This window comes from Rhodococcus sp. KBS0724, assembly GCF_005938745.2.
Classification (GTDB): domain Bacteria; phylum Actinomycetota; class Actinomycetes; order Mycobacteriales; family Mycobacteriaceae; genus Rhodococcus_F.
Genome location: NZ_VCBX02000001.1, coordinates 2,397,933 through 2,411,203, shown reverse-complemented (window position 1 = coordinate 2,411,203; position 13,271 = coordinate 2,397,933). Strand labels below are relative to the sequence as shown.

Genomic DNA, 13,271 nt, shown 5'->3' with positions numbered 1-13,271 from the left:
TCGTTCCGCTTCGCTGTAATGCTTGGCGGCTCGTCTCCGGCCGAAAAGAAGATTACCAGTACCCCTGCCCCAAATACCAAATCGTATGGTCACGGCACCTTTTTGCTTCATTTTCGGCCGGCGAGCACCCAAACTAAGCAGTTACCGCTGCCCTACCGGCCCGCAATCGGGCAAGCGAGACGTCGCGACCGAGCAATTCCATCGACTCGTACAGCGGAGGGCTGATGTGAGAGCCCGTAATTGCCACCCGCACCGGAGCGAAGGCCTTACGCGGCTTGAGCTCCAGATCCTCGATGAGAGCCTTCTTGAGGGCTTCCTCGATACTTGCCGCCGTCCACTCCGTCGTAGCGTCGAGCGCTGCAAGCGACGCATCCAGAACCGGACCCGCATCTTCCTTCAGGTTCTTGGCCGCAGCAGCCGGATCGAGCGCGAACGACGCCTCGTCGACGAACAGGAACTTCAGCAGATCCCACGCGTCGGACAGAACGACGATGCGAGTCTGCACGAGGTCCGCAGCAACGGTGAACGTCGCTTCGTCCACGTCAGCGCTGATGTGGCCGTGCTCCACCAGGAACGACTTCAGGCGGGACGCGAAGTCAGCCGGCTCGAGCAAACGAATGTGCTCGGCGTTGATCGCGTCTGCCTTCTTCTGGTCGAACCGCGCCGGGTTGGAATTGACCTTGGAGATGTCGAACGCCGCGACCATCTCGTCGAGCGAGAACACGTCGTGATCGTCGGCAATGCTCCAGCCGAGCAGAGCCAAGTAGTTCAACAGTCCCTCGGGGATGAACCCGCGGTCACGGTGAATGAACAGGTTGGATTCGGGGTCACGCTTGGAGAGCTTCTTGTTGCCCTGGCCCATCACGAAGGGAAGGTGACCGAAGGACGGTGTGAAGTCCGCAACACCGATCCGGATCATCGCCTCGTACAGAGCCAACTGCCTCGGCGTGGACGAAAGGAGGTCCTCACCGCGCAGAACGTGCGTGATCTTCATCAGCGCATCGTCGACCGGATTGACCAGAGTGTAGAGAGGAATGCCGTTGCCGCGCGTCAACGCGAAGTCCGGCACCGTTCCGGCCTTGAACGTGGTCTCGCCGCGAACGAGGTCGTTCCACGTCAGGTCGTGATCAGGCATCCGAAGGCGAACTACCGGCTTACGTCCGTCGGCGATGTATGCCGCACGCTGCTCGTCGGTGAGATTCCGATCGAAGTTGTCGTAGCCGAGCTTCGGGTCGCGTCCGGCTGCCTTGTGACGCGCTTCCACCTCGTCGTTGGTCGAGTACGACTCGTAGGCCTCGCCCGCGGCAAGCAGCTTGGCTACGACATCGAGATGCAGGTCACGACGCTCGGACTGGCGATACGGCGCGTGCGGCCCACCGACCTCCGGGCCCTCGTCCCAGGTCAGACCCAGCCAGCGCAGGGCGTCGAGGATCGCCTGATAAGACTCTTCGCTGTCCCGTTGAGCATCGGTGTCTTCGATGCGGAACACGAAGGTTCCACCGTGATGTCGTGCGAACGCCCAGTTGAACAGGGCGGTGCGCACCAAACCCACGTGCGGGGTTCCGGTGGGTGACGGACAGAAACGGACGCGTACTTCGCTGTTGGTCATGGCTCACTTGGCTCGGCGATGATGGATGGTCGTACTACAGATTAGTCCCGCCGGCTCTTCGTTTTCCCTGAAAGTGGTGAGCGCGCCACCCGTCAGCGCCCAGGCAACACGTTTATCCGGGTCATGTCGCCGTCGTAGTACGCAAGAAGCCGCTTGTCCATGATCGAACGCCACAGCGGCGGAACCCACGCACAGACGATCATGACCGCATATCCCGCCGGCAACTGCGGCGCGTCGGCGGCGCTGCGAAGGCTTTGGTAGCGCAACCGCGGATTGGCGTGGTGATCGCTGTGGCGCTGCAACTGATAGAGGAACAGATTGCTCACGACGTGATCGCTGTTCCAACTGTCCTCCGGCGAGCAGCGAACATAAGTTCCGTCCTCACGCTTGGCGCGCAGCAACCCGTAATGCTCGAGGTAGTTAGCAGTTTCGAGGAAGGTGAATCCGGCGATGGCCTGCACTGCTAGCCACGGTGCGATCTCCCAGCCGAACACCGCGATGAGCGAGCCGAACAGCACCACACTCATAGCCCACGCATTGAGGATGTTGTTCTTGTAACTCCAGGTGCTTACTCCCGCACGCGCGAGGCGGGCACGCTCGAGTTGCCATCCCGAACGCAGTCCCCCGATGACGCTCCGCGGCAGGAAGAACCAGAAGTTCTCGCGATATCGCGAGCTTGCGGGATCTTCCGGAGTTGCCACGCGCACATGGTGACCATGATTGTGTTCGACAAAAAAGTGGCCGTAGAAAGACTGCGCCAGCGCGATTTTGGCCAACCACTTCTCGAGCTTCTCGCTCTTGTGGCCCATTTCGTGCGCCGCGTTGATACCGACGCCGGCTACCACCCCGACGGTCATCGCCAGCGCGAACTTCTCCCCCGACGCCATCGGCGAGTTCACCCAGCACCAGCAGGCGAACACGAGGCCTATGTATTGCAACGGAAGAAACAGGTACGTGCACCAGCGGTAGTAACGATCAGCCTGCAACTCCGGAATCTTCTCGTCCGGGGGGCTGTTCCCGTCCTCGCCAGCCAATAGATCGACGAGCGGAATCACAATGACGATCAGCCAGGCTCCGACAGCCCAGAACAAACCCAGAGTCAGCTTCTCCACCAGGAACCACGCCGCGAACGGACTGAGCGGCACCAGCAGACCCAACGGCCACAGGTAGCGCTTCTTGTCTCGCCACTTCGCCGCTGCGGACTCGCCCGGCCCGATCGCCCGAGCACGCCGGTACGCAGTAAAGGCCCCCATGTGCCACAGCCTCCAATTTCCGAAAACTCATCAATACCCCACCGGCATCACTTCGGATATCGACAGAATACGGATCATCGTTACATTGGCAAACTTAGGGTTATCAAATGGGCACTAAGACCGACTTTTCGGGTTAATCCCATTCTTGAAAGGTGCAAGCAGCTGTTTGCGCATAGCCACTTGCCGTCCGTCTCAAACAAATGGCTGAATACCACCACAATTGCGACATTGGCCACATTGTCGTTACGGCCGATAAAATAGCGTAGGCGACCGTGCAGCTATCACGGGGAAAAAGAAAAATGGGGCCCCATCCGAAAGGATGAGGCCCCGGCCGAACCTGGTGGTCAGCGCTTTGCAATCACCGGGTTGGTGAGCGTGCCGATGCCGGACACCGTCACCGAGACGGAATCGCCGGCAACGATCGGGCCGACGCCCTCGGGCGTACCGGTGAGGATGACGTCACCGGGCAGCAAGGTCATCACGGCCGAGACCCACTCGATGATCTTCGGGACGTCGTGCAGCAGGAAAGCCGTGCTGCTGTCCTGCTTGACCGCTCCGTTGACCTCGGTCTTGATGTCGACGTCGGACGGATCCAGAGCCGTCTCGATCCAAGGCCCCAGCGGGCAGAATGTGTCGTGACCCTTCGCGCGGGTCCACTGACCGTCGTGACGCTGATGATCGCGAGCAGAGACGTCGTTGGCGACGGTGTACCCGAGCACGACGCTGAGGGCCTTTGCTGCCGGAACATCCTTGCAGGGCTGACCGATGACGATGGCGAGTTCGCCCTCGTAGTGAACTTCAGTTGAACTGGGCGGCAGGACAATAGGCGCACCCGGGCCGACGATGGACGTGTTCGGCTTGAGGAAGATCACCGGATCTGCCGGTGCCTCGCCGCCCATCTCGGCAGCATGAGCCGCATAGTTCTTGCCGATGCAGATCACCTTGCTGGCAAGGATCGGCGCCAACAGGCGCACATCGGCTAGTGGCCAACTACGGCCGGTAAAGGTGGGGTTCCCGAACGGGTGCTCGGCAATTTCCTTGGCAACGAGGGCATCCTCTTCACCTTCGATACTGACAAACGCAACACCATCGGGACTGGCAATTCGACCAAGACGCATGCGCGCAAGTCTATCGGTGTGCCGGAAACGACTGACGCGCGCAAGCCGTAAGGCCCACGCGCGTCAGAGTCCGTGCAGTGTTGATTACAGAGCGGCAGTAATCCGGTCACCGATCTCGGTGGTGACGATCGGACCGTCGCCGCGGGTAGCCAGGTCGGCAGCGACCACAGCCTCGACGCGAGCGGCGTCGTCCTCGCGGCCCAGATGACGAAGAAGCAGTGCGGCCGAGAGAATCGCGGCGGTGGGATCTGCGATTCCCTTACCGGCGATGTCCGGGGCACTGCCGTGCACGGGCTCGAACATCGACGGGTTGGTGCCGGACGCATCGATGTTTCCACTTGCGGCCAAACCGATTCCGCCGGTTACAGCGCCGGCCAGGTCGGTGATGATGTCACCGAACAGGTTGTCCGTCACGATGACGTCGAAGCGCGACGGGTCGGTCACCATGTAGATGGTGGCAGCGTCGATGTGGCAGTACGCCGTCTCGACGTCCGGGAACTCCGCTCCGACGGTCTCGATCGCACGCGTCCAGATCGCTCCGGCGTTGGAGAGCACGTTGGTCTTGTGGATCAGCGTGAGGTGCTTGGAACGCGTCTGCGCCAACGCAAATGCGTAACGAACAACACGCTCAGCGCCGAACCAGGTGTTGATCGACACCTCGGTCGCGATCTCGTGATCGGTGCCGACGCGGATGGCTCCACCGTTTCCGGTGTACGGGCCCTCGGTGCCTTCACGAACCACAACGAAGTCGATCTCGGGCTGCGCCGCGAGCGGTGACGTCGCGCCCGGGTACAGCTGCGCCGGACGAAGATTGACGTGATGATCGAGCTGAAAGCGCATGTTCAGCAGCAAACCGCGCTCGAGGATGCCCGGCGCAACGATCCGCGGATCGCCGATGGCGCCCAACAGGATTGCGTCGTGCTGACGGATCTGGTCCAGCTCGTCTGCAGGCAGCAGTTCACCGGTGGCGTTGTAGCGACGGGCACCGAGATCGTATTCGGTGGTTTCCAGATCGGGGACCAACTTGCCGAGCACCTTGAGTGCTTCAGCTGTTACCTCGACACCGATTCCGTCACCGGGAATGACCGCAAGCTTCATTGAATCCTCATTCGGTAGAACTGTGCGCCTTTATTAACCGCCGGCGGTTAATAAAGGCGCACAGTGAAAACAATCAGGAAAGGTCGACCTGGGCGACGCGAGCGTCGAGCTGCGAGACGATTGCCTCGACATCGGCGTCGGCGACAACCTTGTCGACGCGCAGGATGGCCGTTGCGCCTTCGCCTTCGGCGTCCTGGCTCAATGCTGCTGCCAGGATGTCGGTGCCGGCGTTACCGAGGACGGTACCGAGGACACCGAGAACGCCCGGACGATCGTTGTAGTGAACAACGATGTTGTGGCCCTCGGCGCGCAGGTCGAAGCTGCGGCCGTTGATGCTGACGATCTTCTCGACCTGCTGCAGGCCGGTGAGTGCGCCCGTGACGGACGTGACGGTGCCGTCAGCGGCAACCGCGCGAACCTCGACGGCGCTGCGGTGAGCGAGTGCCTCGGAGTGCTTTTCGACGGACACAGTGACGCCGCGCTGCTCGGCGAGCGCCGGAGCGTTGACGAACGTGACTGCCTCGTCGCTGCTGGCGGAGAACACGCCGCGCAGGGCAGCGAGGCCGAGGATGTCGACGGTTTCGGCGGACAGTTCACCGGAGGCGACAACCTGAACCGTCTGAACAGCTTCGGGAGACAGCGTCGCAGCGAGGAGACCCAGCTTGCGGACGAGTTCGAGCCACGGAGCAACTTCTTCGCCGACCGGGCCACCGGAGACGTTGACGGCCTCGGGAACGAAATCGCCGGCCAGAGCCAGGAGAACGCTCTTGGCGACGTCGATGCCTGCACGGTCCTGAGCTTCGGACGTCGATGCGCCGAGGTGCGGGGTGACGACGACGTTGTCGAGCTCGAAGAGCTTGGAATCGGTGCACGGTTCGGTGCTGAACACGTCGAGGCCGGCGCCGCGAACCTTGCCGGAGACCAGAGCGTCGTACAGCGCGTCTTCGTCGATCAGGCCACCGCGGGCGGCGTTGACGATGATGACGCCGTCCTTGGCGCGGGAAAGACGCTCGGCGTTGATCAGGCCGGCCGTTTCCTTGGTCTTGGGCAGGTGCACGGAGATGAAGTCCGCACGCTCGACGAGCTCGTCGATGCTGACCAGTTCGATGCCGAGCTGCGCTGCGCGAGCTGCAGGCAAGTAGGGGTCGTACGCGATGATGGTGGTTTCGAAAGCGGCGAGACGCTGCGCGAACAGCTGGCCGATGCGGCCGAGGCCGACAACGCCGACGGTCTTGCCGAGGATCTCGACGCCGTTGAACTTGCTTCGCTTCCAGGTGCTTTCGCGCAGGGTCTTGTCTGCGGCGGGGATCTGGCGAGCGGTCGACATGAGCAGTGCAACTGCGTGCTCGGCTGCCGAGTGAATGTTGGAGGTCGGTGCATTGACGACCATCACGCCGCGCTCGGTGGCTGCGGGGATCTCGACATTGTCCAGGCCGACACCGGCGCGGCCGATGATCTTCAGCTTGGTGCCTGCAGCCAGAACCTCGGCGTCGACGGTGGTGGCGGAGCGAACAAGAATCGCGTCGGCCTCGGGCACAGCTGCGAGCAGGGCAGCGCGGTCGGGTCCGTCGACCCAACGCACCTCCACACCGTCGCCCAGTGCCTCGACTGTGGATGGCGCGAGCTTGTCTGCGATCAGAACAACGGGGCGGCCAGGCTGGCTCACGTGCAAACTCCCTGATTAGGTGGGTGTGGGGGTGGTTTAACCCCCAGTAGTTTAGTGCGCGCCGTCTCGGCGTCCACAACTCGGTAGGCAATACCACATAGTGGACACTTTTGCGGGCGAATTCTCAATGAGAATTGCGTCGGACCTCAGTTCGGCCCGACAAAGACCTCCGGCCCAATGCCGCTCCAGTCCAAGATAATTGGACCGGAACAGGCATCAGGCCGGAGTGAAGACAAGCTGAAACTACGAATTACGCGGTTTCGGTGATCGGACGATCGACCCAGCTCATCAGGTCGCGCAGCTTCTTGCCGGTGACCTCGATGGGGTGCTCGGCGTTAGCCTTGCGGAGACCTTCGAGTTCGGTATTGCCGTTCTCGACGTTGGCAACCAGACGACGGGTGAACTCGCCGGACTGGATGTCGGCCAGGATCGCCTTCATGCGCTCCTTCGTGCCGGCGTCGATGACGCGCGGGCCGGACAGGTAGCCGCCGAACTCAGCGGTGTCGGACACCGAGTAGTTCATGCGGGCGATGCCGCCTTCGTACATGAGGTCGACGATGAGCTTGAGCTCGTGCAGAACCTCGAAGTACGCCATCTCGGGTGCATAGCCGGCCTCGACCATGACCTCGAAACCGGTCTTGACCAGTTCCTCGGTGCCACCGCAGAGCACAGCCTGCTCGCCGAAGAGGTCCGTCTCGGTCTCTTCCTTGAACGTGGTCTTGATGACGCCTGCGCGCGTTCCACCGATGCCCTTCGCGTAGGACAGAGCGAGAGCCTGGCCTTCACCCTTGGGGTCCTGGTCGATGGCGATGAGCGCGGGAACACCCTTGCCGTCGACGAACTGACGACGCACCAGGTGGCCGGGGCCCTTGGGCGCAACCATGCCGACGGTGACGAACTCCGGAGCCTTGATCAGGTCGAAGTGAATGTTCAGGCCGTGACCGAAGAACAGCGCGTCGCCGTCCTTGAGGTTGGGCTCGATGTCATTGGTGAAAATGCTTGCCTGAGCGGTGTCCGGTGCGAGCACCATGATGACGTCGGCCCACTCGGAAACCTCTGCCGGCGTACCGACCGTCAGGCCGGCTTCTTCAGCCTTGTCGCGGGACTTGGAGCCCTCTTTGAGGCCGATGCGGACCTCGACACCCGAGTCGCGCAGGCTCAGCGAATGGGCGTGGCCCTGGCTTCCGTAGCCGATCACAGCAACCTTGCGGCCCTGAATGATCGACAGATCGGCATCGTCGTCGTAGAACATCTCGACTGCCACAGTTCTCAACCTCTCCTTGGATTATTACGTGTCTAAAGTACTAGCGGGTGGCCGTGATCGACTTCGGCCCTCGACCGACTGCCACGACCCCGGACTGAACGATCTCCCGGATACCGTACGGATCAAGCATCCGCAGCAGTGCATCCAGCTTGGACCGGGTACCGGTCGCCTCGATGGTGACGGACTCCGGGGAGACGTCGATTACCTTGGCGCGGAACAGGTTCACCGTTTCGATGACCTGGGTGCGCACGCTTGCATCTGCGCGCACCTTGATGAGCACAAGCTCGCGAGCGACGGAAGCATCACCGTCTTGCTCGACGATCTTGATGACGTTGATCAGCTTGTTGAGCTGCTTCGTCACCTGCTCGAGGGGGAACTCGTCGACCGTGACGACGATGGTCATTCGAGAGATCTCGGGGATCTCGGTGCCGCCGACTGCGAGGGATTCGATGTTGAATCCTCGGCGGGAGAACAGGGCGGAGACGCGAGCGAGCACGCCTGGCTTGTCCTCGACGAGCACGCTGAGGGTGTGGGTGGTGCTCACTGCTTGTCCTCCCCTGTGCCCGCGGCGGGTCCGGCTTGCTCGCGCGACATGGCTTCATGGATGACGGCGGGCTCGGCTGCGGCCTCGTCGTCGTCGAACAGCGGCCGGATACCCCGGGCCGCCATGATCTCGTCGTTGCTGGTTCCCGCGGCGACCATCGGCCACACCTGTGCGTCGGCAGTAACGATGAAGTCGATCACGACAGGCTTGTCGTTGATGGACTGCGCCTCACGGATCGCAGCTTCGACGTCCTCTTCACGCTCGACGCGAATTCCGTGGCAGCCCAACGCTTCTGCGAGCTTCACGAAATCCGGGATGCGGATGGCGCCGTGCGTTCCGAGGTTGGTGTTCGAGTAACGCTCGTCGTAGAAGAGCGTCTGCCACTGACGGACCATGCCGAGGTTGCCGTTGTTGATCAGGGCAACCTTGATCGGGATACCTTCGAGTGCGCAGGTGGCCAGTTCCTGATTGGTCATCTGGAAGCAGCCGTCGCCGTCGATGGCCCACACCTCGGTGTCGGGCATGCCCATCTTGGCGCCCATGGCAGCGGGAACCGCGTAGCCCATGGTGCCGAGTCCACCCGAGTTGAGCCACGTGCGCGGCTTCTCGTAGCTGACGAACTGGGCGGCCCACATCTGGTGCTGACCGACGCCGGCGCAGTAGATAGCGTCCGGTCCGGCGAGCTTGCCGACGGACTGGATGACGAACTCGGGGCTCAGCTGACCGTCGGTCGGACGGTCGTAGCTCAGCGGGTACGTACGACGGATGTCGTTCAGGTACGCCCACCATTCGGCGAGTTCGAACGTGGTGCCCGTGGCCATGTCGGCACGGATGGCCTCGATGAGTTCGGTGATGACCTCTTTGCAGTCGCCCACGATCGGGACGTCGGCGTAGCGGTTCTTGCCGATCTCGGCCGGGTCGATGTCGGCGTGGATGACCTTGGCGTCGGGCGCAAAGGAATCCAGCTGTCCGGTGACGCGGTCGTCGAAGCGGGCGCCGAGTGTGATCAACAGATCACTTCTCTGCAGCGCGGCAACGGCGGCAACGGTGCCGTGCATGCCGGGCATTCCGCAGTTCAGGTCGTGGCTGTCCGGAAACGCGCCGCGGGCCATCAGCGTGGTGACCACGGGGATACCCGTCAGCTCGGCCAGTTCGAGCAGCTCGGCCGACGAGTCGGACTTGATGACGCCGCCACCGACGTACAGGACGGGAGACTTGGCGTCGGCGATCAAACGCGCAGCTTCACGGACCTGCTTGCCGTGCGGCTTGGTGACCGGACGGTATCCGGGCAGACGCATCTCCGGCGGCCACGAGAACGTGGTCTGAGCCTGGAGGATGTCCTTGGGGATATCGACCAGGACTGCGCCGGGACGACCGCTCGAGGCGAGGTAGAACGCCTCGGCCATGATGCGCGGGATGTCGATGCCGTCGGTGATCAGGAAGTTGTGCTTGGTGACCGGCATGGTGATGCCGGAGATGTCGGCTTCCTGGAACGCGTCGGTGCCGATGAGGCTACGACCGACCTGGCCGGTGATGGCCACGATCGGAACGGAGTCCATCTGAGCGTCGGCCAGCGGCGTGACCAGGTTGGTTGCACCGGGACCCGAGGTAGCCATGCAGACGCCGACCTTGCCGGTGGCCTGCGCGTAGCCGGTCGCGGCATGGCCGGCACCCTGCTCGTGGCGCACAAGTACGTGACGGACCTTGACCGAATCGAAGAGCGGGTCGTACACAGGCAACACGGCACCGCCGGGGATGCCGAATACCGTGTCGACGTCGAGCTCTTCGAGGGCGCGAACGACAGACTGCGCGCCCGTTACCCGCTCCGGGGGGAGCTGGCGACGGGTAGCCGTCTGCGATGCGGCAGCCGCGGTAGTCGGGCTCGGTGTCCCTGACTTGCGCGGCGTGGGTTGAGGCCGTGCTGTTGGTGCGCTCACTGGGAAATCCTCTGATTTGGCTCCGGGCAACAAAAAACCCCCGTCAGCATCTGCTGAGCGAGGGTGGCGCGTCGTTATCTGGTGAGTTGAAAATTATCGACTCAGGCGACGACGCGCCAGTCGATTACGAGCAACTCATTCTGTTTCACGCACTCGACAGTAGAGGCGCTAGTCGCGAACGGCAAACTTGGTGAGTCAACCGTCCCAGAATCTGAGATACATCGGCTGCAATGCGAAGATGTAGAGGTGTCAACTTCGCAGCAGCCCGTGCCACCGGTTCAATCATCCCACACGCCGAAACCACTTCGGCACGTCATCCGCATTTCGCAGCTCGCCTACATGGCGTGCGCCTTCCTGCTCTTCGCGGTCAGCTTCCCGATCTTCGGCTGGCCCGCGGCATTGAGCTGGTTGGTGATCCTCCCGATCATCGCCGTCTACTTCGTCGCCCGGGTCCGTACCACCGTCAGCCCCGACGGCCTCGAGGTTCGTTCGATGTTCTCCAGCCGCACACTGAGCTGGGACGAAGTCAAGGGCTTCCGCTTCCCGAAGCGCAGCTGGGCCCGCGCCGAACTCACCGACGGAACGGAAGTGACGCTGCCCGCAGTCAGCTTCGTTCGGCTCCCCGAGATCGCGATCGCCAGTGGAGGGCGCATCACCGATCCCTACGCTGCCGCGGCGGCAGCCTACGACGCCGAAGAAGCGGAACGGGCCGAACAGTCCGCAAACGAACGCGCCCCTGAGCCGGAATCCGAATCCGAGCCGTCGAACGACCAGCCCGAATCAGAACAGAAGTAGCACGCGAGTAGCGTTGAATCGCCCTCGCTTCAATTCTTTTCGCCGCGTGAGCACACAGCCCTGTTGTTCGCGCAGCAGAAGTAGATCAGCAACGATCACATAAGGAACACGCCCATGCCCCCGTTGAGGTCACGCACCACCACCGTCGGACGTAATGCTGCCGGAGCCCGATCCCTGTGGCGCGCCACAGGAATGACGGATTCCGACTTCGGTAAGCCGATCGTCGCCGTAGCGAACTCGTACACCCAGTTCGTACCCGGCCACGTGCATCTCAAGAACGTGGGCGAGATCGTTGCCGAGGCCATTCGTGAGGCCGGCGGCGTCGCTCGTGAGTTCCACACCATCGCAGTCGACGACGGTATCGCCATGGGCCACGGCGGAATGCTCTACTCACTCCCGAGCCGCGAGATCATCGCCGACTCGGTCGAGTACATGGCAAACGCCCACACTGCCGACGCACTGGTGTGTATCTCCAACTGCGACAAGATCACTCCCGGCATGCTCAACGCCGCGATGCGTCTGAACATCCCGACGGTCTTCGTGTCCGGTGGTCCGATGGAGGCCGGTAAGGCAGTGGTCGTCGGCGGTGTGGCGCAAGCCCCCACCGACCTCATCACCGCGATTTCCGCCTCGGCGAACGACGCCGTGTCCGAAGAAGGCCTCGACGAGGTCGAGCGCAGCGCGTGCCCGACGTGCGGATCCTGCTCGGGCATGTTCACGGCCAACTCCATGAACTGCCTCACCGAAGCCCTCGGCCTCGCATTGCCGGGCAACGGCTCCACGCTGGCAACTCACAAGGCTCGTCACGCACTCTTCTCCCGCGCAGGCACCACCGTGGTCGAAGCTGCCCTCAAGTACTACCGCGACGGCGACGAGTCGGTTCTGCCGCGCAACATCGCGACCCCGGCAGCGTTCCGCAACGCGATGGCACTCGACGTCGCCATGGGCGGTTCCACCAACACCGTCCTGCACACACTGGCTGCGGCGCAGGAAGGCGAGGTCGATTTCGACCTCGACACCATCGACGCGATCAGCCGTAAGGTTCCGTGCCTGTCCAAGGTCTCCCCCAACTCGGACTACCACATGGAAGACGTCCACCGCGCCGGCGGAATCCCCGCGCTGCTCGGTGAGCTTCGTCGCGGCGGACTCCTCGAGACCGACGTCTCCACCGTGCACACCAAGAGCTTCGACCAGTGGCTAGACGACTGGGACATCCGCTCCGGCAAAGCAACCGACGAGGCCATCGAACTGTTCCACGCTGCTCCCGGTGGCGTGCGCACCATCGAGCCGTTCTCCACGGACAACCGTTGGTCTGCCCTCGACACCGATGCGGCCGGCGGCTGCATCCGCGACGTCGCGAACGCCTACACCGTCGAAGGCGGCCTGGTTGTCCTGCGCGGCAACATCGCCGTCGACGGCGCAATCCTCAAGACGGCCGGCATCGACGAGGAACTGTTCTCGTTCCAGGGCCCGGCTCTGGTCGTCGAATCGCAGGAAGAAGCCGTCTCGGTGATCCTGCAGAAGAAGATCAAGGCCGGCGACGTCCTCGTTGTGCGCTACGAAGGACCCAAGGGCGGACCGGGCATGCAGGAAATGCTGCACCCCACCGCTTTCCTCAAGGGCGCAGGCCTCGGCAAGGAATGCGCGTTGATCACCGACGGCCGCTTCTCCGGTGGCACGTCCGGTCTGTCCATCGGCCACATCTCCCCCGAGGCTGCTGCCGGCGGAGTTATCGGTCTGGTGCAGAACGGCGATCAGGTTCGCATCGACGTCGCGTCGCGCACGCTCGAGATCCTCGTCGACGACGACGTGCTCGCTGAGCGCCGCGCCAAGATGGAAGCTTCGGAGCGTCCGTGGCACCCGGTTGACCGTCAGCGCACCGTCACCACAGCCCTGCGCGCTTACGCTGCGCTGGCAACGTCTGCCGACAAGGGCGCGGTCCGGTACGTCCCGTAAGTAGCACGAGCTAGCGAAGATCCCCGGCAGC

10 protein-coding genes are annotated in these 13,271 nt (G+C 62.9%); 2 read left to right on the top strand and 8 right to left on the bottom strand.

Translation table 11 applies throughout. From position 1 onward, the window contains the following. Positions 1-133: 133 nt before the first annotated feature. The 8 genes from gltX to FFI94_RS11070 all read right to left on the bottom strand — a co-directional run bounded on the left by gltX (position 134) and on the right by FFI94_RS11070 (position 10,489). Positions 134-1,609, bottom strand: a complete 1,476-nt coding sequence (gene gltX / locus FFI94_RS11105) for a glutamate--tRNA ligase (RefSeq protein WP_138872988.1) — start codon at positions 1,607-1,609, stop codon at positions 134-136. Positions 1,610-1,701: 92 nt separating this feature from the next. Next, positions 1,702-2,862 carry an alkane 1-monooxygenase gene (locus FFI94_RS11100; protein WP_138872987.1) on the bottom strand — a complete coding sequence of 387 codons (1,161 nt, stop codon included), beginning with the start codon at positions 2,860-2,862 and terminating at the stop codon, positions 1,702-1,704. 344 nt (positions 2,863-3,206) lie between these two features. Beyond that, positions 3,207-3,980, bottom strand: coding sequence for a fumarylacetoacetate hydrolase family protein (locus FFI94_RS11095; RefSeq protein WP_138872986.1), 774 nt, complete (start codon positions 3,978-3,980; stop codon positions 3,207-3,209). Positions 3,981-4,064: 84 nt separating this feature from the next. Next, the gene (locus FFI94_RS11090) at positions 4,065-5,078 is read right to left on the bottom strand and encodes a 3-isopropylmalate dehydrogenase (RefSeq protein WP_138872985.1); all 1,014 of its coding nucleotides are present in this window, start codon (positions 5,076-5,078) and stop codon (positions 4,065-4,067) included. Between the two features lie 73 nt (positions 5,079-5,151). Continuing rightward, positions 5,152-6,744 (bottom strand): phosphoglycerate dehydrogenase, encoded by a 1,593-nt coding sequence (gene serA, locus FFI94_RS11085; protein WP_138872984.1) that lies wholly within the window; start codon positions 6,742-6,744, stop codon positions 5,152-5,154. Between the two features lie 250 nt (positions 6,745-6,994). Further along, a complete protein-coding gene (ilvC, locus tag FFI94_RS11080; RefSeq protein ID WP_172937779.1) occupies positions 6,995-7,996 on the bottom strand; it encodes a ketol-acid reductoisomerase in 1,002 nt (333 codons plus the stop codon). 52 nt (positions 7,997-8,048) lie between these two features. Further along, positions 8,049-8,552 (bottom strand): acetolactate synthase small subunit, encoded by a 504-nt coding sequence (gene ilvN, locus FFI94_RS11075; protein WP_033236588.1) that lies wholly within the window; start codon positions 8,550-8,552, stop codon positions 8,049-8,051. Further along, a complete protein-coding gene (locus FFI94_RS11070; RefSeq protein WP_138872983.1) occupies positions 8,549-10,489 on the bottom strand; it encodes an acetolactate synthase large subunit in 1,941 nt (646 codons plus the stop codon). The genes ilvN and FFI94_RS11070 overlap by 4 nt, the downstream gene beginning before the upstream one ends. Positions 10,490-10,756: 267 nt before the next feature. On the opposite strand from FFI94_RS11070, the gene FFI94_RS11065 reads away from it, so the two are divergent. Both FFI94_RS11065 and ilvD read left to right on the top strand, forming a co-directional pair. Next, a complete protein-coding gene (locus FFI94_RS11065) occupies positions 10,757-11,284 on the top strand; it encodes a PH domain-containing protein (RefSeq protein ID WP_138873728.1) in 528 nt (175 codons plus the stop codon). A gap of 114 nt (positions 11,285-11,398) precedes the next feature. Beyond that, complete coding sequence (gene ilvD, locus FFI94_RS11060) at positions 11,399-13,240, top strand: dihydroxy-acid dehydratase (RefSeq protein ID WP_138872982.1); 1,842 nt, start codon at positions 11,399-11,401, stop codon at positions 13,238-13,240. The last annotated feature ends 31 nt before the right edge of the window (positions 13,241-13,271 follow it).